General features: G+C 38.3%; 16 protein-coding genes, 1 pseudogene and 1 other annotated feature. Of the genes and pseudogenes, 12 read left to right on the forward strand and 5 right to left on the reverse strand.

Annotation, left to right across the window (positions count from 1 at the left end; all coding sequences use genetic code 11):
* Positions 1 to 338 precede the first annotated feature (338 nt).
* From SAZ04_RS17405 to murC, 3 genes are all read left to right on the forward strand, one after another.
* Positions 339 to 2978 carry a DNA translocase FtsK gene (locus SAZ04_RS17405; protein WP_332697582.1) on the forward strand — a complete coding sequence of 880 codons (2640 nt, stop codon included), beginning with the start codon at positions 339 to 341 and terminating at the stop codon, positions 2976 to 2978.
* A gap of 112 nt (positions 2979 to 3090) precedes the next feature.
* Positions 3091 to 4188, forward strand: a complete 1098-nt coding sequence (locus SAZ04_RS17410; RefSeq protein ID WP_332697584.1) for a nicotinate phosphoribosyltransferase — start codon at positions 3091 to 3093, stop codon at positions 4186 to 4188.
* A 307-nt stretch (positions 4189 to 4495) separates the two neighbouring features.
* On the forward strand, positions 4496 to 5791 hold the full coding sequence (gene murC / locus SAZ04_RS17415; protein ID WP_332697586.1) for a UDP-N-acetylmuramate--L-alanine ligase: 1296 nt from the start codon (positions 4496 to 4498) through the stop codon (positions 5789 to 5791).
* 163 nt (positions 5792 to 5954) lie between these two features.
* Here murC and SAZ04_RS17420 read toward each other — a convergent pair whose 3' ends face one another.
* Positions 5955 to 7070 carry an aminopeptidase gene (locus SAZ04_RS17420; protein ID WP_332697588.1) on the reverse strand — a complete coding sequence of 372 codons (1116 nt, stop codon included), beginning with the start codon at positions 7068 to 7070 and terminating at the stop codon, positions 5955 to 5957.
* A 189-nt stretch (positions 7071 to 7259) separates the two neighbouring features.
* Here SAZ04_RS17420 and SAZ04_RS17425 point away from each other — a divergent pair, with 189 nt between their 5' ends.
* From SAZ04_RS17425 to SAZ04_RS17450, 7 genes and pseudogenes are all read left to right on the forward strand, one after another.
* Positions 7260 to 7712 (forward strand): DUF948 domain-containing protein, encoded by a 453-nt coding sequence (locus tag SAZ04_RS17425; RefSeq protein WP_332697590.1) that lies wholly within the window; start codon positions 7260 to 7262, stop codon positions 7710 to 7712.
* Positions 7705 to 8163 carry a YtxH domain-containing protein gene (locus SAZ04_RS17430; RefSeq protein ID WP_332697592.1) on the forward strand — a complete coding sequence of 153 codons (459 nt, stop codon included), beginning with the start codon at positions 7705 to 7707 and terminating at the stop codon, positions 8161 to 8163. The genes SAZ04_RS17425 and SAZ04_RS17430 overlap by 8 nt, the downstream gene beginning before the upstream one ends.
* A gap of 245 nt (positions 8164 to 8408) precedes the next feature.
* Complete coding sequence (locus SAZ04_RS17435; protein WP_332697594.1) at positions 8409 to 9485, forward strand: bifunctional 3-deoxy-7-phosphoheptulonate synthase/chorismate mutase; 1077 nt, start codon at positions 8409 to 8411, stop codon at positions 9483 to 9485.
* A 272-nt stretch (positions 9486 to 9757) separates the two neighbouring features.
* On the forward strand, positions 9758 to 10756 hold the full coding sequence (gene ccpA / locus SAZ04_RS17440) for a catabolite control protein A (protein ID WP_332697596.1): 999 nt from the start codon (positions 9758 to 9760) through the stop codon (positions 10754 to 10756).
* A gap of 13 nt (positions 10757 to 10769) precedes the next feature.
* A pseudogene (locus SAZ04_RS23545) lies at positions 10770 to 10856 on the forward strand (motility protein A); the annotation flags it as partial.
* 50 nt (positions 10857 to 10906) lie between these two features.
* Positions 10907 to 11113, forward strand: coding sequence for a hypothetical protein (locus tag SAZ04_RS17445; protein ID WP_332697598.1), 207 nt, complete (start codon positions 10907 to 10909; stop codon positions 11111 to 11113).
* Positions 11114 to 11255: 142 nt separating this feature from the next.
* The gene (locus SAZ04_RS17450) at positions 11256 to 11954 is read left to right on the forward strand and encodes a 5'-methylthioadenosine/adenosylhomocysteine nucleosidase (protein WP_332697600.1); all 699 of its coding nucleotides are present in this window, start codon (positions 11256 to 11258) and stop codon (positions 11952 to 11954) included.
* Between the two features lie 152 nt (positions 11955 to 12106).
* Here SAZ04_RS17450 and SAZ04_RS17455 read toward each other — a convergent pair whose 3' ends face one another.
* The 3 genes from SAZ04_RS17455 to SAZ04_RS17465 are packed head-to-tail and all read right to left on the reverse strand — an operon-like array spanning position 12107 to position 14558.
* A complete protein-coding gene (locus SAZ04_RS17455; RefSeq protein ID WP_332697610.1) occupies positions 12107 to 13270 on the reverse strand; it encodes an acetoin utilization protein AcuC in 1164 nt (387 codons plus the stop codon).
* Complete coding sequence (locus SAZ04_RS17460) at positions 13270 to 13911, reverse strand: acetoin utilization AcuB family protein (protein WP_332697612.1); 642 nt, start codon at positions 13909 to 13911, stop codon at positions 13270 to 13272. Before SAZ04_RS17460 ends, SAZ04_RS17455 begins: the two co-directional genes overlap by 1 nt.
* Positions 13912 to 13925: 14 nt before the next feature.
* Positions 13926 to 14558, reverse strand: coding sequence for an N-acetyltransferase (locus SAZ04_RS17465; RefSeq protein ID WP_332697602.1), 633 nt, complete (start codon positions 14556 to 14558; stop codon positions 13926 to 13928).
* Between the two features lie 219 nt (positions 14559 to 14777).
* Between SAZ04_RS17465 and acsA the strand changes: the two genes are divergently transcribed.
* Positions 14778 to 16493 carry an acetate--CoA ligase gene (gene acsA, locus SAZ04_RS17470; protein WP_332697604.1) on the forward strand — a complete coding sequence of 572 codons (1716 nt, stop codon included), beginning with the start codon at positions 14778 to 14780 and terminating at the stop codon, positions 16491 to 16493.
* Positions 16494 to 16740: 247 nt separating this feature from the next.
* Here the strand turns inward: acsA and SAZ04_RS17475 are convergent, their stop codons facing one another.
* Positions 16741 to 19578 carry a transglycosylase domain-containing protein gene (locus tag SAZ04_RS17475; RefSeq protein WP_332697606.1) on the reverse strand — a complete coding sequence of 946 codons (2838 nt, stop codon included), beginning with the start codon at positions 19576 to 19578 and terminating at the stop codon, positions 16741 to 16743.
* A gap of 122 nt (positions 19579 to 19700) precedes the next feature.
* Positions 19701 to 19916: a binding site (T-box leader), on the forward strand.
* Positions 19917 to 20076: 160 nt separating this feature from the next.
* Here SAZ04_RS17475 and tyrS point away from each other — a divergent pair.
* Complete coding sequence (tyrS, locus tag SAZ04_RS17480) at positions 20077 to 21318, forward strand: tyrosine--tRNA ligase (protein WP_332697614.1); 1242 nt, start codon at positions 20077 to 20079, stop codon at positions 21316 to 21318.
* Positions 21319 to 21496 lie beyond the last annotated feature (178 nt).

The following is a 21496-nucleotide window of genomic DNA, read 5'->3' on the forward strand; positions in this document are numbered from 1 at the left end:
GGTGAAAAAACAGGTGGCGTTGTCCGTATATTTGATAAAGAAACAAATGAAACGATTGTTCTGCGAAGGAACTTGCGTTGCCGAATACACCTGAAAAAAAGGAATATTAGTACTCGATGACTCTTATGAGGTTGGTGCGACGTTCAAATAAACATAAAGAGAGAGGTTGACTGAAAACCAACGATTCTGCCCTCTTATATAAAAGTGATCGTTTTTTTTTAATCGATTGTAATATAGGTGTGGTTTAAGAGAATAGGTTGTCTCAGAGCCAAGTTTTTGAGTCAATCTCCTGGTTTTTAAGTCAACCTCTTTTCCCTCATTACGTTTATGAAGAAATAATGAGAGAAAGAGAGTGGTCACAAATGGGGACATTGCATCGCTGGATGAGAACACTTCAACAATTTTTTGTTGGAGAGTACAGTGAGGAAAAACAAGTAGATCATAATCGAAACATAAAACCACATACATACGAAGCATTTCCAACAAGAAAACAGGAAAGTCAATCTCGAGTTGCCTATCAATACCCAAAAAATAGTAATTTTAGATTTCCATTAATTGAAGACACACCTAAGCGACAGAAAGAAAAGCGAAAGCTTCAAAGCCAGGAACGAAAAGTAGTTTCTACACCGAAAGAAATCAGCAAAAAGAACGTCAAACATGATGCGCCTGTTCAAAAATCAAAGTTTTCCAACTCGAATTTTAAATTGACGGCTATTCCTTCTCCTGTTTATGGCTTTCGAGAAAGAGAAACGGCTAAAAGCAAACTGGGTGATAATCTGTCTATTCTCCCTTTTGAAAAGAGTAGAGAAGAGAGCTCAAAAAGCAGTGAATTACCATTGTTGAAAAAGGAAATAGAGCATACGGAGGAACATAACACTCGCACTAATCTATCTTCTAGGAAAGTTGATCTTCCTTTCGGTGAGCAAAATGCTTCAAGTTCAAAAGAGCATAATCAAGAAAATAGAGTTGAATCCCAACCGACTGGTTCGGTTCAAGTAGAAGCCTCCTTTAATGATCTAAAATCATTTAATGTACCTGCTATTCTAGAAGAAGCTTTGACTTTAGACTTAAACGAACAACATTTGGAAAAAGGACAAGCAGAAGAGAAAGTGCTTGAAAATACGGAAGAACAAGCAGAAGAGAAAGTGCTTGAGAGTACGGAAGAACAAGCAGAAGAGAAAGTGCTTGAAAATACGAAAGAACAAGCAGAAGAGAAAGTGCTTGAGAATACGGAAGAACGAGCAGAAAAGAAAGTGCTTGAGAGTACGGAAGAACCAATAGAAGAGATAGTATTTGAGCATAGTAAAGAACTAGAACAAATAGAAGCATCTGAATACACGGATGCCGCTAAAAAAGTCGAAGTAACAGAGTGCACGGAAGATCGCGAAATACAAAGACACTCTCAATCTATTGAACAGAAAAAGGAAGAAAGACAGAGCCAACCTGCTTTTGAACAGAAGAAATCTAATAAACCGGCTATTCCTTTTAATGTTATGATGCTTCCTCAAGACAAGGCTCAAAAGAAACAACCTCAAGCAGAACCAGTGCAAGTAAGTTCATCTTATCTATATCCAAGCATTCAGTTGTTGAACTATCCAGCATTACAGAAAAAGGATGAAACGGAATGGCTGGATGAACAAGGCGCTATTTTAGAAGAGACACTACAAAGCTTCCATGTCGATGCGAAAGTCGTTCATGTAACAAAGGGTCCTTCTGTCACTCGATTTGAGGTTCAGCCAGGTCGAGGGGTGAAGGTGACGAAAATAACTGGTTTAACCGACGATATGAAACTAGCATTAGCAGCTAAAGATATAAGAATTGAAGCTCCTATACCTGGAAAAAACACGATTGGAATTGAAGTGCCTAATCGGGAATCAACTCCTGTCTTTTTACGTGAGATTTTGCGCCATGGTACATTCGTTCGTTCAACATCACCTTTAACGGTAGCGCTTGGCCTGGATATTTCCGGACAACCTATCGTAACGGACTTACAGAAAATGCCTCATGGACTGGTCGCGGGAGCAACAGGTTCTGGTAAAAGTGTTTGTATTAATTCTGTTTTAATTAGTCTTTTGTTTAAAGCGAGTCCAGATGTTGTAAAGTTAATGTTAATTGACCCGAAAATGGTAGAGTTAGCCCCTTATAATGGGCTTGCACACCTAGTTACACCTGTAATTACAGATGCGAAACAAGCAACAGCTGCATTAAAATGGGTCGTTCTTGAAATGGAAAGACGATATGAGTTGTTTAGTCAAAAAGGTGTACGTGATGTCGGACGATATAATGAGATTTACTCAGAGTCACCTGGTAAACCTGAACTTCCGTATATTCTTGTCGTGATCGATGAGTTAGCAGATTTGATGATGGTTTCTCCGCAAGAAGTAGAGGATTCGATCTGTCGCATTGCTCAAAAGGCAAGAGCTTGTGGAATCCATTTATTATTAGCTACTCAGCGTCCATCAGTAGATGTCATTACAGGTTTGATTAAAGCAAATATTCCGACAAGAATTGCTTTTTCTGTTTCGTCACAAACCGATTCTAGAACGATCTTAGATATGGGTGGTGCTGAGAGGTTACTCGGCAAGGGTGATATGTTATTTCATGAAAATGGAACGCCAAAACCGGTACGCGTTCAAGGAACCTTTGTATCCGATGAGGAAATTGAAGATGTTGTTGCTCATGTGAAAAAGCAAAGAGAGCCTGAATATCTATTGAAATCCGAACAACTTAAACATGTTGCTCATGAAGAAGTTGATGATGAACATTTTGAAGAGGCTTGTTATTATGTGATTGAGCAAGGGTCAGCCTCAGCTTCTAGTTTACAAAGAAAGTTTAGAGTTGGCTATAACCGAGCAGCTAGGTTAATTGATATGATGGAAGACCGTGGAATCGTATCTCAAGCAATGGGGAGTAAGCCTCGACATGTTCTTGTTGATGAAATCGAGATCGAAGAAATTCTCTATCATAAAGAAGGATAATTTTCATCATTCACAATATACCTTGTTTTCATGTGAAAGGTTCTATATGATAAAAAGATAAAAACTTTGCCTATTCTACTATTGAAGGGTTCGACACAAGGAGTTTAGATGGATGAAGGAAATTACACGGAAATTAAATGGAGAAATTAAACGTTTAACGAACGAAACATTTAAATTTGATGAACGTGTTGAAGAGGGATGGTTCTCTGCCGTTTATTTTTTGAAAACAAGAGAAATAGTTGAGAAATATCAACCGAACAATATAGTAACGATGCAATTTTTTCAAAAAGAACATGCTGTTCTGTGTGGTACGGATGAAGTCATAGCATTAATTCGTACCTTTGCTAGAGATGCAAGCAAGCTTGAAATAAGATCGTTAGAAGATGGAGATAAAATAAAACCGTTTGAAACGGTTTTAACCATTACAGGAAAATATGAGGACTTTGGTTATTTAGAAGGGTTAATTGATGGTGTTTTTGCCAGACGTACATCTGTTGCTACGAATGTGTATAATGTGGCAAAAGCAGCAAGGTGGTCTGGTGTTCAAAAGCCAATTATTTTCATGGGTGACCGTGATGATCATTTCACCCAACAATCGGGTGATGGATATGCGGCATTTATTGGTGGGTCAAAAGCACAAGCGACACATGCGATGAACGAGTGGTGGGGAAAAAAAGGAATGGGCACGATGCCGCACGCGCTTATTCAACTATTTCAAGGCGATGTTGTAGCTGCAACGCGTGCATATAAAGAAACGTACCCTGAAGACGATCTCATGGCGCTAGTTGACTACAATAATGATGTCATTACTGACTCTTTGAAAGTGGCTCGTGAATTTGGCTCTGACTTAATGGGGGTTCGAGTTGATACATCTCGAACAATGGTCGATCAATATTTTTGCCGAAAGCCAGAGATAATGGGATCATTTGACCCAAGAGGAGCGAATCCAACCTTACTCTTTGCCTTGCGAGAAGCATTAGATCAAGAAGGCTTTAATCATGTTAAAATCATTGGAACAGGTGGTTTCAATGATACACGTATAAGAGAATATGAAGAAGCAGGTGTGCCCGTAGATATATACGGGGTAGGAGGAAGTTTATTGAAACTTAACATCGGTTTTACCGGTGATAACGTCCTTTTAAATGGTAAGCATGAAGCGAAAGCAGGGCGGCGCTTCCGCGATAACCCTAGATTGCAAATAGTAGATTAACATGAAGAACTACTGGCTTCAGTGGGTCTTTTCTCCATGTTATGTCATATACTATTGGGTGAATACAGAAGAACGGATTGTAATTGGTGAAAGCGACGTTTTCTGATATAATGGGTCAATGCCTCTATTGAGGAAGGTTGTATTTAAAGGGACTAGAAACGTGATTAGTTATGCTCGATGTACGACTATGAAATATAGTGGTTATTCAGGCATATAAGATTTGTTCGTATAGATTCTCTTTTTAAAATACGTAATGATATTGACTCATTGGACGAAAGAAAACCATGTGAATTTTGGAGGTCCAACTATGACAAATTTCCATTTTATCGGAATTAAAGGGTCAGGAATGAGTGCTCTGGCTCAAGTATTACATGATATGAATAATCAAGTTCAAGGCTCTGATGTTGAAAAACAATTTTTTACACAGCGTCCGCTCGAACAAAAAGGAATTACTCTTTTACCATTTGAACGAAACAATATTAAAAGTGATCAGCAAGTAATCGTATCAGCCGCTTATGGAGATGATCATGAAGAAGTGCAACGAGCACATGAATTAGGACTCGAAGTAAAAAAATACCCGACGTTTTTAGGAGAGTTTATTCAAAAATTTACGAGTGTAGCTGTAACAGGTTCGCACGGAAAAACGTCAACAACAGGTTTATTATCTCATGTGTTAGGTTCTGCTTTTCCGACATCATACTTAATTGGAGACGGTACTGGAAAAGGAGAAGAGGATTCGACTTATTTTGTGTTTGAAGCTTGTGAATACCGACGTCATTTTTTAAATTATAAGCCGGATTATTGTATTATGACAAATGTTGATTTTGACCATCCCGATTACTTCAAAGATGTTCAAGATGTTTTCTCTGCCTTTCAAGAAATGGCTATGCAAGTGAAGAAGGCTATTGTTGCTTGTGGTGATGATGAGCATTTGCAAGAAATTCATGCTAATGTCCCAGTTGTTTATTATGGTTTTGCTGAAGATAATGACTTTCAAGCGCGTAATGTTGAGACAACTAACGAGGGTACTCGCTTTGATGTGTATGTTCGGAATAGTTTATATGGATCATTTACAATTCCTGGATATGGAAGACACAATGTCTTAAATGCTCTTGCTGTTATTGCGCTTTGTCATTATGAAAACGTGTCTGCTGAAGTAGTTGGTGCCCACTTAAAAACGTTTAAAGGGGTAAAGCGACGCTTTACGGAAAAAACGATTGGAAAGCAAGTGCTAATTGATGACTATGCCCATCACCCAACGGAGATTGCCGCGACAATTGAAGCAACAAAACAAAAATATCCGAACCTAACTGTTGTAGCGATTTTTCAACCACATACCTTTACTAGAACAAGAACGTTTTTAAAGGAATTTGCTGACTCTTTAAAGAAAACTGATTTTGTTTATTTATGTGATATTTTTGGATCGGCTAGGGAGAACGCAGGTTCTTTAACGATTGCTGATCTTCAAGATTTGATTCCAAATGCCAAAGTGATCACTGAGGAAGCAATTGATGTATTAAAAAGTCATGAAGATAGTGTTCTCTTGTTTATGGGAGCTGGAGATATTCAAAAGTTTCAACAGGCATATGAACAAACACTTTAACAAAGCCAGAATAGTAAAAGACAACCATTTCGGATTGAATTTGGTTGTCTTTTTTCATTTTGCAAACGTGGACAGTGTGAGCAGGTTGACTAAGACAGATAGATCTCCGTTATGAGTAGGTTCTTTATTGGTCAACTTTCATCCTATAGTAGTTTACTAACAGCTATTTTAAATTCTCAGGATTTAATGCATCTAATTCTGGATGTGAAAAGTGACCATCTTTTCGAATTAATACATCATCGAAATAAATCTCGCCTCCACCATATTCAGGACGTTGAATCATAACAATATCCCAGTGAATGCTTGAGTGGTTTCCATTTGATGCTTCCTCGTAACATTGTCCTGGTGTAAAGTGAAAGCTTCCATCAATTTTTTCGTCAAAGAGGATGTCCTTCATCGGGTGTTGAATATACGGATTAACACCAATGGCAAATTCACCAATATATCTAGCACCCTCATCTGTATCTAGGATTTTGTTAATTCGCTCGTTATCGTTTGCAGTTGCTTTGACAATTTTTCCATTTTCAAAAGTAAAAGAAATATTTTCGAATGTGAAGCCTTGATATGGAGACGGGGTGTTATATGTAATCGTTCCATTGATCGATTCACGAACGGGAGCCGTATACACTTCACCATCTGGGATGTTACGTTTCCCTGCACATTTAATTGAAGGGATATCCTTAATAGAGAAGGTTAAATCAGTTCCAGGTCCTTTTAACTGGATTTTGTCCGTCCTATCTAATAACGCGACAAGGGAATCCATAGCTTGGTCCATCTTTCCGTAATCTAAATTACATACGTTAAAGTAAAAATCTTCAAATGCTTCAGTACTTGTATTAGCGAGTTGAGCCATCGATGAGCTCGGATAACGTAAGACAACCCATTTTGTTTTCGGTACACGAATTTCACGGTGTACCTTTGTTCCAACTGTTTTTCCATGTAGTGCGATTTTGTCACTTGGCACATCAGCGAGTTCTGAAATATTATCGCCAGCACGTAAACCGATATATGCATCCATTTCACTCATGACTTGAGCTTCAAACGAAGCCATCATCGAAAGTTGCTCTTCTTGAGCGCCCATTAGCAAAGAACGATCCACTTGATGGTCTTTTAATAATACAAAAGGATACCCTCCTGCGTTGTACGCTTCTTGGACAAGTGCCGTAACAAGCTCACGCTGCAGTCCGAAATTTTCTATTAACACTTTCTCACCTTGTTTTAATTCCACTGAATACGTAATTAAATTATTTGCAAGTGTTTGAATTCTCGGATCTCTCATTAGCTGTTCCTCCTTCAACGTTCACACTCTTATTGTATACGATAAGAGTAAAACTTAACAGTACGTGAGAAAAGAAGCAGGAGATGAAGATGTTTTCTCGAATTAGTCTATATGCAATGTTTAAGATAGCGTAATAATGGGTATTCCGATTATATATCGGTTCATTAAAAAAGGGGGTGAAGACCGGGAATGGAAAGTTTATTGTACATAAGTGCATTAGTTGCTGCAGTTGCTTTTGCAGTGTTAGTTATATATTTAGTACGCACATTAAAGTCAGCTAATCGTACACTAGAGCATGTGGCCAATACAATGGCAGGACTTGAGAAACAAGTAAATGGAATCACAAAAGAGACAGAAGAACTCCTACATCGTACGAATCGATTAGCCGATGATATTCAAGAAAAATCGGAATCATTAAACACCGTTTTTTCATCAGTAAAGGAATTAGGTGATTCTATTGGGCAAGTAAATAAGTCGTTAAGACATATGTCCAATACGGTCTCAACTCAAGTTGTCAAACAGTCAGATCAAATTGCAAAGGCCGTACAATGGGGCAATGTTGCAATTGATTTATATTCAAAATTCAAACAGAAAAAAGAAAAAAGTTCAAACGAAATGAAGGAGGAGAAAGATTATGAGTGATAAGAATAGTATGAACACAAAGGATTTTTTAATTGGATCATTAATTGGGGGAATTGTTGGGGCTTCTGCGGCATTGTTTTTAGCTCCAAAGTCAGGTAAGGAACTTCGTAGCGATCTTAATGAACAAGCACAAGTAGCTCGTGATAAAACAAATCAATTTACGACAACGGCTTATGATAAAGGAAATGAATGGGCAACTTACGCAAAAGAAAAATCATCATCGATTGCGAAGGTCGTTTCAGATCAATCGGCACAAGTTGTTGATAAAGTTAAAGAGGCAACTTCAAATTTAAAAACCGAAGCACAAGATACTCAAGAATCAGCAGAAGAGATCGTAGAAGATTTAGCTGGAGAGGTTCGAAACTCTGGAGAAGAAATTGCTGAAACGGTTAAGCAAGAAGTAGACGATATTCAAGCGAAGGTCGAAGAGGAAAAAGCGAAAAGTCATTAAGAGTTAAGTCTTTTCCTCCTAACCTGTCTAAAGAGTCTGTCCCCTTATGTACTGCGGGACAGACTCTTTGCTTTTAGTTTACTAGATACCTTCGTAATTAGTAAGAAAATTGCAGAAGTATACTTTAGCACTTAAAAGCTTAAAAGCTTAAAAGCGATAAAGAGAAAAGTGGTGACATTCTCTGAAGTTTCATTTATAATGAAACATAACTACAAAGAAGCAAAGAAAAAAGGGAGTGGAGAATAGTGAGTAACGATAAATTAGATGTGTTGAGATCAGAATTAGACGAGGTGAACCTTAAGCTTCTTGAAGTAATCAATGAGCGTGCTCGTCTTGTTCAAGAAATTGGGAAAGTGAAAAGTACGCAAGGGGTAAATAGATTCGATCCAGTGAGAGAACGTAGTATGCTTGATCTTATTTCGAACAATAACAAAGGGCCATTCGAAACATCAACATTGCAACATTTATTTAAACAAATCTTTAAAGCTAGCCTTGAGCTTCAAGAAGAAGACAATAGCAAAGCATTACTTGTTTCACGTAAAAAGCATCCAGACAATACAGTTGTTGATCTTAAAGGTGTCATGATGGGTGATGGTACTCAACGTCTTGTAATGGGACCGTGCGCGGTTGAGAGCTATGAGCAAGTATTTACAGTTGCAAAAGCACTAAAAGAACGTGGTATTAGATTATTACGTGGGGGAGCGTTTAAACCGCGTACATCTCCTTATGATTTCCAAGGTTTAGGTGTTGAAGGTTTGCAAATTTTAAAGAAGGTTGCTGATGAACTAGATATGGTTGTTATTAGTGAAATCGTTAATCCTTCTGATATTGATCTTGCAGTTGAATATTTAGATGTAATTCAAATTGGAGCACGTAACATGCAAAACTTTGAACTTCTAAAAGCTGCAGGTGCAGTTGATAAACCAGTTTTATTAAAACGTGGTTTATCAGCAACCATTGCGGAATTTATTCATGCAGCTGAGTATGTTGTATCAAAAGGAAACAACAACCTTATGTTGTGTGAACGTGGAATTCGCACATACGAAACAGCTACGAGAAACACATTAGATATTTCTGCTGTTCCGATTTTAAAACAAGAAACTCACTTACCAGTTTTAGTTGATGTAACTCATTCAACAGGACGTCGTGATTTACTGCTTCCTACTGCAAAAGCAGCTCTAGCAATTGGTGCTGATGCGGTTATGGCTGAAGTACATCCAGATCCAGCAGTGGCTTTATCTGATTCAGCTCAGCAAATGGATATTCCACAATTCAACAAGTTTATCGATGATCTTCTAGCTTCAGGCTTATATAAAGGCTAATTCCAATTAAGATCTTGTTTAAAAAGGGTCAGACCCAGGTGTAACTAGGGTCTGACCCTTTGATTTTTGGTATGTGATTTACGTGCAAAGTTTAGCGTGATTCACTCTTCTCCATAATTAACCAATAAAATAAAATGAAATTACTATGAAAAAATTAAAAAGGTTGTCGATATAAGTAGTGTAGAACATTGCGGACCTCTTCATAGTATCGTATGATAACAATACAATATGAAAACGATTAGAATCATTTTCAATAATAGAGGAGGATCCTAGTGAATACAACAATTTATGATGTAGCAAGAGAAGCAGGAGTATCAATGGCGACCGTTTCACGTGTCGTTAATGGTAACCCTAATGTTAAGCCAGCAACAAGAAAGAAAGTACTTGAAGCCATTGAAAGGTTAGGATACCGTCCGAATGCGGTTGCCAGAGGACTAGCTAGTAAAAAAACAACGACAGTAGGCGTCATTATTCCTGATATCTCGAGCATTTTCTTTGCAGAATTAGCTCGTGGGATTGAAGACATTGCAACAATGTATAAGTACAATATTATCCTTTGTAACTCTGATCAGAATAAAGACAAAGAAATTCATCTTATTAATACACTTCTTGAAAAGCAAGTGGATGGTATTGTCTTTATGGGAGGGCATATTACTGAGGAACATGTAGAACAATTTAAACGTTCGCCGGTACCGGTTGTATTAGCCGCTACACTTGATGCAAATAGTGAAGTTCCTTCGGTGAATATTGACTATAGACAAGCAGTTCATGACGCTATTACAACAATAATCGAGAGAGGTCATACTCGTATTGGGATGCTTTCAGGGACATTGGATGATCCGGTTAATGGCTATCTAAAGTTCTTAGGTTATAGGGAAGCACTAGAAGGAGCTGGTCTTACGTTTAATGAGGAACTAGTTGTTATTGGCGATTATACTTACGACTCAGGGATTGATGCAATGCAATCATTTCTAGAATTAGAAGAAAAGCCTACAGCAATTTTTGCATCAACGGATGAAATGGCTCTTGGGGTTATTCATGGAGCACAAGATCGTGGGTATTCAATTCCGAATGATTTTGAAGTATTAGGGTTTGATAATACACGTCTTGCGACAATGGTGCGGCCTACATTGTCGACTGTTGTCCAACCAATGTATGATATTGGTGCAGTGTCAATGCGCTTACTAACAAAACTTATGAACAAGGAAGAAGTAAGTGACCATATCGTTGTGCTCCCGCACCGTATAGAATTTAGACAATCAACGAAATAATAGAGGGAAGCTAAATTTGAATGATCCTACAACACTTGGGCCTAATATGGCAGTTGCACTTTTAACGACCTTGTATGGAACTGTATTAGCTAATTTGGTCTAATCCTTTTACTGACAGTGAATTTGCAAAAAAGTGGCTCAGATGTAGACATGGACGAGTTACTTATAGAGGTTACGGAGTTCCTAGAAGATAATGAGCTAACAGAATTGATAGCTGCTACAAGTGATGATCGTGGAGTTGTTCTTTTCTTACAAGAAAGCGTTGTTCCTAATACATCAACAGAAAATTTACAAATCAATCGAAGAGTAGTCATAGTTATTTCTGACCCTACTCATGAAGAGGGAGAAACGTTTTAAAGTGACTTAAACGTTTCTGTCTCTAGTAAATAAATAGGCCAAGACACAAGCTATACGCTTTTGCTAGAGGACTATTGAAAATGTTTACTAGTGACAGATTCTAACGTAATTCACTTTTTTTTAAAAGGTAGGAGGTTACAGCATGAAGTTTGGAATTATTGGAGCAATGAATGAAGAAATTGAACGTATGAAAACGGAAATGACCGTGTTAAAGACACATATATACGCAACAGTTACATTTTATGAAGGAACCATGCATGAAAAGGACATGATCCTTTGTAAATGTGGGGTAGGGAAGGTGAATGCGGCACTTACTACTCAAATTTTAATCGACAAGTTTGCGACTACTCATATCCTATTTACAGGCGTCGCAGGTGCGATTGATGAATCTTTAGATGTTGGTGATCTTGTTGTTTCAACAAGTGCAATGCAACACGATATTGATGTAACGGCACTCGGATTTAAGAAAGGACAGATTCCTTATTTTGAAGGATCTTCTGATTTTAAAGCAGATAAGGATCTTATCGAAATCGCAACAACGGTTGCAAAGGAAAAAACAGATCGTCATATCGTGCAGGGGAAAATTGTTAGTGGCGATCAATTCATATCGAACCATGACTACGTTCAAACACTTCGGAAAGACTTTGATGCAGCTTGTGTGGAAATGGAAGGGGCTGCTGTTGCTCAAGTTGCTACACTAAATGACATTCCTTTCGTCATTATTCGATCTATGTCAGATAAGGCAAATGGTGAGGCGTCAATGAGTTTCGCTGAATTTACTGTGTTAGCTAGTGAACAATCGCATTTACTTGTTTCTTCCATGCTAAAGTACATAAACTAAAAAGAATGAAACAAGTTGATGTGTATTAAAGGCGGTTTGACTAAAAGGGTCTGACCCGATTCGTAGTTTATTATATGGTAACCTCATTGTTGTTACCATATAGACGTATAGACGTATAGACGTACAGACCCTTAAATTTAACTTTGTTATTGTTACTTTTTCTTTTCGTTCCGAATGTGAAAAAGTGCTTTTTCTAATGTCTTCTTATTCTTTTCCGTAATCTCTGGCTTTCTCGGAATTTGCGGTACGATCTTGCCATCATCCCACAATGTTGGTAATTCGCTTTCTGCGTGCTCTTTCCATTTTGTCAGCCAATCACTTGGAATAGGCTGGTCTATGAGAGCCGTTTGGTTCGTCATTGTCAGCCATATAGATGACCAAGCGCGAGGGACAACACGCCAAATATCATAACCTCCCCCACCAACAGCAATCCATCGACCATTACAATATTGGTGAGCAAGTTTATGAGCTAATTTAGGAATCCTTTTAAAAGTCTTAAAGGTTGAACAAAGATGGGTTAGCGGGTCGAAATGATGAGCATCAGCACCGTTCTGCGTAAGAATGACATCTGGTTTGAAAAACTCAATAACCTCGCGAAAAGAAGTTTCATACACTTCTAAAAATGAATCATCTTCTGTGAACGCATCAACAGGTACATTGATTGAAAAACCGTATCCTTTTCCAGCTCCTTTTTCATGTACTTGGCCAGTTCCTGGAAAGAGATAGCGCCCTGTTTCGTGAATACTTAATGTACAGACATCTGGGTCGTCATAGAAAGCCCATTGTACTCCATCGCCGTGATGGGCGTCTGTATCCACATATAAAACGCGAACGCCATATTTTCTCTTCATGTATTCAATTGCAATAGAACTGTCGTTATAAATACAAAATCCTGAAGCTTTTCCCCTAAAACCGTGATGAAGACCACCACCAAGGTGGAGAGCATGATTGGCACGCCCTTCCATAACTTCATCGACAGCGGTTAATGTACCACCTACTAACAAAGCCGATGCTTCATGCATCTGTTTGAAAATCGGAGTATCGTCCGTTCCTAAACCGTAATTAGCGGCAATTCCTTCACTTAACTTTCCATGTCCTGCTAATTGAACAGCCTCAATATATGCTTGGTCATGAATTAAAGAAATCTCCTCATCTGTAGCTATCCGAGGAGGAAGAATGAGCTCGTCGCTAAGTACATTACCACTTTTTAATAAGTCGTACGTAAGTTGTAACCGCAAATGATTAAAAGGGTGTTTTTCGTTAAAACGGTAGGACAATTGTTCATTGGAAAAGATAAATACCGCATCTTTTTTCATCATAACATCCCCGGCTCACTTGGCCAGATCACATCATATCCTTTTTCTTCAATTACCTTTACAACTTTACGAGGGTCGATTGTCTGAACTCTGAACACAAGTACTTTAAAAGCAGGGTCTAAGTGAGGGTATACAAGTACACTTGTTATATTTACTTTTAAATCTTTGAAAATAGCAGCAATGTCAGATAGTTTACCAGTGATATTTTCGACTTTTACTTCAATATGCGAACTAGGTTGGTGGGCTCCCATCAATTCAACTAAAGTGTGAAGCATGTCCGTTTCTGTAACGATGCCTACTAAATGATCACCTTCCAAAATGGGTAAACAACCGATATGGTGTTCATAAAAAAGGGTAGACACTTCTTCAACAAAATCAAGCGGGTGTGCTGTAATCACATGTTTCTTCATAATCGAAGAAATCGGTTTCGAAAAATCATCCAGATGGTCTGTGAAATGAAAAATAGAGGGACTAGCGTCTCTAATATCACTATCAGATACAATACCTACTAATTGCTTTTGCTCATTCACAATAGGAATATGCCGAATTTGATGAAGTTCTAAAAGTTGCATAGCTTCTTTAATGGTAGACGATTCTAATACAGTAATGACACTACGTTTCATAATTTGTTCAATAATTATTGTAAACACCACCTTTAGTACATGAATCTATTTTGAAAGCGAAGTTGATCAAATTGCTGGATCGACTCAGTGTTAACTCTTTTTCCAATTCGAGCCATTAAACAATTGGCGGGATGGGAACAAATTTCGGGATCATCAGTAGCAAACCATTCTAATCCCCCAGCATTCATCATCTTCTCCATTATTTTTCTGTAGCCCCAAACGTCTAATCCACTTCCTTTTAAATCCCAATGCCAGTAATATTCTGTAGTAATGATAATATAATTTTCCATAGCATCATCTTTCATAGAAAACGTAAGCAGGTTTTTTCCAATTTGTGCACCACGGTATTCAATTGCAATTTCAATGGCTCCTAGTTCAATAAGGTCATCCATTTTTCCTTCCGACCAACGTTCCATTGGATCAGGATAAAGAAACGTGACGTAACCGACAATCATATTTCCGTCACGCACGACATTGATTCTACCTTCAGGTAAATCAGCAATCCCCAGTAACGCTTCCTTTTGTTGTTTTGGGGGACGAAAAGCAACAAGGCCTGTATGAAAGTCATACGAATGCAACGATTCTGAAGAAATAGGTCCCTCTAAGATTACCGTTCGTCCTTTAAAAGGAACTTCTATAGAAAAATATGTCTTTTGATGAATCATAATTATGTAACCACCTTTATACAGCTGATTTCCGTTTTATTATACATGATAAAAGGCCTATGTAGGCTAATCGTCATCGATTTGTCAAAAATGATACTAAGTTCAATTTTTTAATTATTTTTCAAAAAATTACCTTTTATACAAAATTTGAAATTGATATAATATTCTGTATGTATTATACTATAAAGTGTAAATACATAAAAGAGAGGAAGATGTAATATGAACATGCAAGCGCTTCCATCTATAAAGGGAAATCATAATTTAGTGAGCTATGAAGAGACTGTTCAGTCTTTTGATTGGAAGACAACGGAGGAACAATTTTCATGGAGTGAAACAGGGGAAGTTAACCTTGCCTATGAAGCAATTGACCGTCATGCTGAAGGAGAGAAAGCGGATAAAGTCGCTCTTTACTATAGTGATGCAAAACGCGAAGAACAATATACATTTAGCGATATGAAAAACTATTCTAATAAAGCTGGAAACGTTCTTCGAGATGCGGGTGTAGAAAAAGGAGACCGAGTATTTATCTTTATGCCACGTTCTCCAGAGCTGTATTTTTCTGTCCTTGGTGCCATTAAAATTGGAGCTATTGTTGGTCCATTATTTGAAGCATTTATGGAAGGAGCTGTACGTGATCGTCTAGAAGATAGCGAAGCAAAAGTGCTAATCACAACACCAGCTCTTCTAGAGCGTGTACCAGTTGATGACCTACCGAACCTAGAAACAGTATTCATTGTCGATGAGACATATGAAGAACATGGATCATATTTAAATTTACTATCTCGTTTAAATGCTGCAAGCAATGAGCTTGAAATTGAGTGGGTTGATCGTGAGGATGGCTTAATTCTTCACTATACATCTGGTTCGACAGGGAAACCGAAAGGAGTTTTGCATGCCCATAATGCCATGCTTCAACATTATCAAACTGCCAAATGGGTGTTAGATTTAAAGGATGATGATGTCTATTGGTGCACAGCAGACCCAGGCTGGGTAACGGGAACGTCATATGGTATTTTTGGTCCTTGGTTAGTTGGGGTATCAAATGTCATTCGAGGTGGGCGTTTTAGTCCGCAAGATTGGTATGAAACGTTAGAGCGCTATAAAGTATCGGTTTGGTATAGTGCACCAACAGCTTTTAGAATGCTAATGAGTGCAGGTGATGAGGTCGTTAAAAAGTATGACCTTTCCAATCTCCGTCATATGCTAAGTGTTGGCGAACCCCTTAACCCTGAAGTTGTTCGATGGGGTAAGAAGGTATTTGACCTTCGAATTCATGATACGTGGTGGATGACAGAAACGGGCGCACAAGTTATTTGTAATTATCCAGCAATGGAGGTTCGACCTGGTTCAATGGGGAAACCGATCCCAGGCATAAAAGCAGCGATCATTGATGATAAAGGCAATGAGCTTCCTCCTAATCGAATGGGCAATCTTGCTATTGAAAAAGGATGGCCTTCGATGATGCGTGCGGTCTGGAAAAATGAAGAGAAATATAACAGTTATTTCGAAATCGATGGTTGGTACGTTTCAGGTGATTCCGCTTATATGGATGAAGATGGCTACTTCTGGTTCCAAGGCCGTATTGATGACGTCATTATGACTTCAGGTGAACGTGTAGGTCCATTTGAAGTAGAAAGTAAGCTTGTCGAACATCCAGCTGTTGCAGAAGCTGGAGTAATAGGAAAGCCTGATCCTGTAAGAGGCGAAATTATTAAAGCATTTGTAGCCCTGCGTGATGGGTATGAAGTAACGGATGAGTTAAAAGAAGACATTCGTAATTTTGTTAAAAAAGGTCTTGCAGCTCATGCAGCACCACGTGAGATTGAGTTTAGGGAAAAGTTACCGAAAACTCGTAGTGGGAAGATTATGAGACGGGTATTAAAGGCGTGGGAATTAGATCTGCCAACAGGTGATCTGTCTACGATGGAAGATTAAGAGAATGAATTCAAAGGTTGAATTATGGCCTTTTGATTCAATTTAAGACAATGTGTTACCGCTACAATTGGTGTGTTATATGTTCATACTTTGGTTGTGCGATGAGGGATTTCCTCATTGTAAGCAGGTAGCGAACAATACCATTTCTTTTTATGAGGTCGGTATTTGACCTTTTATGTGACATTTTATTTCCTTTGAAAAAAGGCAAGACGACAGTGTCGCCTTGCCTTTTTAAATTCCTATTTACCTATGAATCGTTGTCAGAAGTTTCTTGCTCTTCTTCCACTTCTTCTTGCTCTTCTTCTTGCTCTTCTTCTTGCTCTTCTTCTCGCACTTCTTCTTGCTCTTTTTGTTGTTCTTGCTCTTTATTAGGTTCTTCAGGTTCTTGTTTAGGTTCCGATTGATAGTTTGAACCTGTTACTAATGAGGAAGCAGAAGATTCACGTCCGGCTGAATCAATAGCAGTAACAAAATACGAGTATGAATCCTCGTTAACATTAAATGAGTTTTTCTCATTACCAACTACATGGTTATATAGTTGGTAGTCTGTAGTTTCGTTATGTGCTCTATAAATTCGATAACCAACAATGTCATTATCTGAATGCTTAGACCAAGATAATGACTTACCATTTAATGTTACTCCTTTTACTTCTTCGGGATCTTTTCCATTATTAGGTGCTTGATCTCCTGAAATTAAGTTTTTCATAGAGTCTGGTAAGTATTTAGAAATGTTATCAATATCCCAAAAATCTGCTGAGACTGTTACCCCTTTCTCGGTAAACTCTGAAGGCGTTGAATCGAGTGCTAAGTAATTCTTACCATCAATTGTCACATAGCGAGCACTTTCTAAACTATCGTCTGTTTTTGATGGGACGAATTTCGCATTAAATAAATCCGTAGTAACAAGGCCAGCTTGTTCACAAATTGGTGATGGGAGTAAGCCTGTCAAGCTACAAATGGAACGCGATACAATACCATCTGGTCTAGTAAAGTTATTGCTAGGTTTCATGAGTTCTGGTTGTTTAGAATAAGCAGAATTAGCAATATTGGCCCAAATTTGTTGAGTTCGTGGACCGTAACCAGTTCCCGTTATATTCTGAGTACTATAACCAATCCAAACACCTAACGTAACATTTGGATTGGTACCAACAAACCAAGAGTCTTTAACGTTATTAGATGTTCCTGTCTTCCCAGCCCAATCAGCAGAGAATGACAAGCGACTACGTAAAGTGCTAGCTGTTCCTCCAGGCTTAAGCACATCACGTAACATATCGAGTGTTAAATAAGCAGTCTGAGGCGTAAATACGTCACGTTCTACAGGTTCATGTTCATATATGATTTCGCCATCTGCTGTTTCAATACTCTCAATCATGTATGACTGAACGTACTTCCCGGCATTCGCAAATGTCGCATATGCATTTGTATTTTCTTCAACTGTAGCATCTAGAGTACCTAATGCCGTTGACTCAAAAGGGTGTTCTGGATTTAGTCGAAACCCTAGATTCAGTAATGTGTTACGTGCTTGTTCATGAGGAACTCGCTTAAAGGCACGTACAGCCGGAACATTACGAGACTTGGCAAGAGATTCTCTTGCTGATAATAAACCTAAATGCCTATTATCCCAATTGGATATTTCCCTTCCGTTACGGTAATAAGCTGGAGTATCAGGGATGACCAATCCAGGTTGGACTGCACCGATCTCCATTGCGGGTGCATAATCTAACAATGGTTTCATCGTTGAACCAGTATGCCTGTCTGCTTGTGTTGCGTGATTGAAGTGACGCTCACCGCCTTCGACTCGTCCACCTACAAAGCCTTTTATTGCCCCTGTATGGTTCTCGATCAGCACGGCACCGACTTCTTCTTGTTCTTCTTCCCCATTTTTGTTTCTTTTATTAGGCCCAAATAAATTATCGTTACTCACTGCTTCTTGCATTGAGATATAAATATCTTTATCGATAGTAGTGTGAATACGATACCCACTGCCTCGTAATTCTGCATCAGCCTGTTCTTTATATTTGTTTGTGATTTCTAATTGTTCTTCGGTATCTAATTCATCAAAATTCGCATTATTTTCTTTAATCTTTTGTTCTATTAAAATATTCTTAGCTCGATTCAATATTTCATACGTTAATAAAGGATAGTCTTCAATTGGAGTAGTTGTACGTCCAGTGAAATCTTCACGAATGTCGTAAGCAAGTGCTTCTTCAAATTCTTCTTGAGTTATAAAGTTTGCATCAAGCATCCTAGAAAGAACGGTTCGCATACGATTTAAACTAGGATCAAGGTTTTCTTTTACTTCGCCACCGGGTAAGAAAGGTGTATAACCAAATGGACTTTGCGGCAAACCAGCAATATAGGCTGCTTGGGCTATTGAGAGCTCACTAACATCAACACCGAAAATACCCTTAGCAGCAGCTTGAACACCAGCGACTTGGCGACCAGATGCATTTCGTCCGAATGGGACAATATTCAAGTAAGCTTCTAATATTTCATCTTTATCAAGAAACTGTTCTAAGCGCATCGCAAGAAGGATTTCTGTTGCTTTACGGTCAAACGATACTTCGTTTGTAAGAATTTGATTTTTAATTAATTGTTGGGTTAATGTACTTCCTCCTGTTTGAAGAGTAGAATTCGCAAATTCCTGAAACGTTGCACGCATAATAGCTTTAGGTACAACCCCCTCGTGTTCATAAAAATATTCATCTTCAGTAGCGATGATTGCGTTTCTTAAATGCTTAGAGATGTCGCCTAAAGCAACTTGATGCCTTTCAATGTCAGTAGGTAACTCACCTAAATAGACATCGTCAGCAAAAAAGACTTGACTCGTCTCTTCATAGTCATAAATTTCAGTACGCATTTCATCAGCTGTTCGAAGTGGTTCATCTTTTACTAAAGCAGCAAAATAGCCTGCAGCCGTCCCACCGACGAAAAAGATCGACATACATCCAACAATAAAACAAATAAGGAAAAGATTCCAAAATACTTGGTATGTTATGCCGATTCTGCGGAATACTTTTAATTCATGTAACTTTCTTGGAAACTTTTTGAGTCTCTCTATAAATGTTGATTCGTTATTATCCATAGCAAACCTCCCATATATCAGTAAATATTATATCACATGGTGTCGATTGGTGATATGGTTTAAAGGCAATTGACAATGTAAGAAACATATGGTAAAAACATTTTAGAACGAAAAGTGAATAGGTAAAAGTGAAGAATGATCGAAGTAGTCCTTGCTTCCCTGTATAAGAGAGCTAATGGTTGGTGTGAATTAGCACAAAGGTAGAGGATGAATTACAGTCAGGAGCTTTCTTTGTGATAAGCAAAGAACGGTTTATCCCGTTAAATGAATGAAGTGGGGGAAAAGAATCTGCATTCTTTTCTTCAACAAGGGTGGTATCGCGAGACCTCGTCCCTTTTTTTAGGGGAGAGGTCTTTTTTTGCAATGAGCGTTAGCTGAGTGGATTTCTCTGAACTTACGCGCAAAGAGAGAAGCCGTTGCAGGGGTTTATTTATAAAAAAAGATGGTTTTTCCCTTTTTGATCTGACGCGAATATAAACAGAAAATGAGGTATGGATGATGGAAAAAGAGTTGAAGTTAACAGAAGCCCAGCAAGCTGAAGTGGAAAGACAACTAGATTATTTGCAACGCGGAGTTGTAGAAATTGTTCCAGAGGCTGACTTTAGAAAGAAAATTGAAAAATCAGTTGTGACGGGCAAGCCACTTAAAATAAAACTTGGAATGGATCCATCTGCACCAGATGTACATATAGGACATACGGTTCCCCTTCACAAGTTGCGCCAGTTTCAAGAACTCGGCCATGAAATTCAAATGTTAATAGGTGATTTCACCGGTCGAATAGGAGATCCAACTGGAAAGTCAGAAACACGTAAGCAATTGACAGATGAAGAAGTGAAGAAAAACGCTGAAACCTATGTTGAGCAATATGGAAAAGTGCTTGATATGGATAAAGTGACAATCTACTATAACTCTGAGTGGCTAAAGCCACTTCAATTTGAAGATGTCGTGAAGCTTGCTGCAAACATGACTGTGGCAAGAATGTTGGAACGAGATGACTTTGAAAAACGTTATAAGTCAGGTCAACCGATTTCTGTACATGAGTTTTTCTACCCGTTAATGCAAGGGTATGATTCAGTTGCACTTGATACGGATATTGAAGTCGGTGGAACGGATCAGAAATTTAATCTTTTGATGGGAAGAACTCTGCAAGATGCTTATGGGAAAGAGAAGCAAGTTGCGATGACATTACCACTCATCGAAGGGCTTGATGGTGAGAGGAAGATGTCTAAGTCATTAAATAATTATATTGGAATTGATGAAGATCCTAATGAAATCTTCGGAAAGTCAATGTCTATTCCAGACGAATTGATGATTAAATACTACAAGCTAGCAACTGACCTGCCAATTGAGGAAATTGAGAAGCTTGAAGTGGCACTAAAAGATGGAAGTGTCCATCCGCGAGATGCGAAAATGAACTTAGGGGCACGGTTTGTTGAGATGTATCATAGCAAAGAAGCTGCCGATGAGGCTAAGAATTACTTTCAAACGGTTTTCCAAAAACGTGCTCTTCCTTCAGACATTCCTGAAACAAAGTGGGAAAGTGAAGCACCGATCTGGATTGTTGATTTACTTGTTGAACTAAAGATGATGAGCTCAAAAGGTGAAGCGCGAAGAATGATTCAAAATGGTGGGGTAAAGATCAATGAAGAAAAAGTGGAAGATGTTCAGTTGCGAGTTGAAATTGAAGATGGGCTTATTCTTCAAGTTGGAAAACGAAAATTTATGAAAATTAATAAATAAAATATTCATTATTACACTTTCAATGTATCAAAAAAGGAGAAGAGCAGATTGTTCTTCTCCTTTTGCGTTAAAAATAAAGAAAAAGCCAGTCTAAATGACTGGCTCAGATTGTTGAGAAACCCCACTTTTTCAAGTGGGGTTTCTCTTATGCCTTTATCTTTCTTTCTAAAATCCAATA

Origin of the sequence: Halalkalibacter lacteus (genome assembly GCF_036663595.1) — a bacterium.
Taxonomy (GTDB): domain Bacteria; phylum Bacillota; class Bacilli; order Bacillales; family Bacillaceae_D; genus Halalkalibacter; species Halalkalibacter lacteus.